This is a genomic window from Microbacterium sp. KRD172, from assembly GCF_017168295.1.
GTDB classification, from domain to species: domain Bacteria; phylum Actinomycetota; class Actinomycetes; order Actinomycetales; family Microbacteriaceae; genus Microbacterium; species Microbacterium profundi.
Genome location: NZ_JABFAS010000014.1, coordinates 1 through 1,513 on the forward strand (window position 1 = coordinate 1; position 1,513 = coordinate 1,513).

Below are 1,513 nucleotides of genomic sequence, written 5' to 3' on the forward strand. Positions count from 1 at the left end.
CCGAGCGATGTCAAGCTGTGTGGAGTCACGCGGCCTTGTTTTGTGGTTTCTCGTTGGGCAGGTTGATCCCGACCGTGCCAGCGGGTGTGGGTGTGCTCGGGCGGGCGCGGAAGCGTTCCGGGTGCGCCTGGAAGTAGCGTTGCAGGGCGTGCTCGCGTGTCTGCCAGGCCTCGCGCCAGGATCCATCGTGGACCTGGGACGGGGAGAACAACGCGATACCGGAGTGCTTGTGCTCCTGGTTGTACCAGGGCACGTACTCGCCGAGATATGCCCTGGCGGAGTCGAGGTCGGCGAAGACTTTCGGGTAGCCCGGCCGGTACTTCATGGTCCGGAATCCCGCCTCGCTGAAGGGGTTGTCATCGGACACGTACGGCCGGCTGTGTGACAGTTCAGTGCCGTGCTGCTCTTTCAGGAAGTCTCGCAGCAGGTTCGATTTCATCGCGGCGCCGTTGTCGGCGTGCACGATGCACGGCGTGCCGTGCATGGCGATCGCCTGCGCGAACATCTCGACGGCGAGGTGGTCGGCCTCACGGTCCTCGACCCGCCATCCGACGATCTCACGGGAGAAGATGTCGGTGATCTTGTACGCCTTGAACACCACCCCACGCCACGGCGAGTACAGGTCACTGATATCCCACGTCCAAACCTGCCCGGGGCCGGTCGCCTTCAGCACGGGTTTGTTCCGCGGCGCCGTGCGCTCCTTACGAGCCGGGACCTTCGGGCGCAGCATCTGGTCCTCGATCTCCGCTGCGATCCGCCACCAGGTGCGGCGGGAGCCGAGCATGATCCCTTGGTCCCATGCCGAGGCGAACGCGTGATCGACGGAGTTCTGTCCCGCCCACCCGGACAGGATGTGCTCGGTGATCTTCTCCCGGTCCGGCTCGCTGATCCGCGACTGGTACGCCCGCTCGGTCTGCGGGATCGGATCGGCGACCCGGTCCCGCGGGTGCTGCCGGTAGTGCCACGTCGACCGGGACACCCCCGTCAGCTCCAGCGCCTGCCGCTGGGATCCGGTGATCCCCGCCAACTCCGCCACGAGGTCGTTCTCCATGCTCAGGAACTCGACGGATCGGTCGTCGTCGGGATCTCGGCGGGCTCTGGCTCGCTCATCGCGTGCAAGAGCCCGATAGCTTTTCCCAGCGCATCGTTGGTGTCCTCCAGCTCCCGCACCCGCGCGGTCAACCGCGTCACCTCGTTCTCATGCGCGGCGCGTTCTCTCGCACGCTGCTTCTCCAGCGCGGTGCGCTTGCTCGGTGGGATCGTCATACCACTACCTTCTCGCGGGACCAGCCCCCGGTCGAGGTCACCCTCGAACACCGCGTCGCGCCACCGCCGCAGCCGGGCATACGACACGCCCCGCGCGGCGAGCCACGGCCGCTTCTGACCGTGCGGCTGCACCTGATACTCGTGCACGATCTCACGGATCTCCGTGGCCGTGAACCCTGGACTGACAGTCATCACCCTGACTCCCTACTGATCATGAACGACTCACAACCAGCTTGACAAAGAGGGT

Annotated in this window: 2 protein-coding genes; both read right to left on the reverse strand. The window is 65.9% G+C overall.

The genetic code is table 11. The features are described from left to right. Positions 1-25: 25 nt before the first annotated feature. Entirely contained in the window at positions 26-1,051 is a 1,026-nt protein-coding gene (locus tag J1M43_RS16105; protein WP_206477472.1) for a DDE-type integrase/transposase/recombinase, read from the reverse strand. Between the two features lie 2 nt (positions 1,052-1,053). Beyond that, positions 1,054-1,458 carry a hypothetical protein gene (locus J1M43_RS16110; RefSeq protein ID WP_033105362.1) on the reverse strand — a complete coding sequence of 135 codons (405 nt, stop codon included), beginning with the start codon at positions 1,456-1,458 and terminating at the stop codon, positions 1,054-1,056. Between the last annotated feature and the right edge of the window lie 55 nt (positions 1,459-1,513).

Excerpts from the sequence above, each read along its gene's own strand:
- J1M43_RS16105 (WP_206477472.1), bottom strand. The coding sequence starts at position 1,051 with ATGGAGAACGACCTCGTGGCGGAGTTGGCGGGGATCACCGGATCCCAG.
- J1M43_RS16110 (WP_033105362.1), bottom strand. The coding sequence starts at position 1,458 with ATGACTGTCAGTCCAGGGTTCACGGCCACGGAGATCCGTGAGATCGTG.